The sequence below is a fragment of the Stenotrophomonas sp. PS02301 genome (assembly GCF_029959485.1).
GTDB classification, from domain to species: Bacteria; Pseudomonadota; Gammaproteobacteria; order Xanthomonadales; family Xanthomonadaceae; genus Stenotrophomonas; species Stenotrophomonas maltophilia_Z.
Map to the genome: position 1 here is coordinate 1 of NZ_JASCOO010000199.1, position 745 is coordinate 745.

A 745-nucleotide genomic window follows, 5' to 3' on the forward strand; every position below is an offset into this window, starting at 1 on the left:
CCCACCGGCCCGCCCCCCGCCCCCTCGGCCGCCCCCCCCTGGGCGGGCGGGGGGGGGGGGGGGGGGGGGGGCCCCCCCCCCACCGCCCGCATTGAAACATCGCCGATCACGGGGGGAGCCGTTATATTGGCCGCCATGAAGAACCGGGCTCCGGGCGCAGTGCGTCCGCTCAAGTATGTGTCGACGCTGCTGCTGGCCCTGGCCAGCAGTTCCGCCATGGCCCTGGGCCTGGGCGATATCCGGGTGCTGTCCAAACCGGGCCAACCCTTGCTGGCCGAAATCCCGGTCATTTCCGCCGATCCGTCCGAGCTGGAAAACCTCCGCGTTGCGCTGGCCTCGCCAGCGACCTTCGCCCGGGTCGGGCTGGAACCGCCGTCCGGACTGGTCAGCGAGCTGCAGTTTGAGTTGACCCGCAATGCGCAGGGCCGCGCCGTGGTGCGCGTCAGCAGTCATGCGCCCGTGGCGACGCCCGCGTTGAATTTCCTGATCGAAGCCGATTGGGGGCAGGGCCGTCTGGTCCGTGAGTATTCCGCCCTGGTGGATGCGCCCAACAGCGCCGCCGCCGTGGCCGAGCCGGAGATCGTCGCCCCGGCGGGCGCGATGTCCAACGCCATCATCCGTGAGCCTGCGCCGGAGGCGGCAGCCGTCGCTGCGCCGCCGCGCCGTGCTGAACCCGCCGCCGCACCCCGGCCGGCCGCGCCGAGGGCTGCACAGGCCGCCCCGGCCGCGCCCGTCGCCGCCGATG

The 745-nt window shown here is 73.8% G+C and carries 1 pseudogene; it reads left to right on the forward strand.

The window, feature by feature from the left end:
* Positions 1–135 precede the first annotated feature (135 nt).
* Positions 136–745 (forward strand): annotated as a pseudogene (locus QMX81_RS20905) (fimbrial protein FimV); the annotation flags it as partial.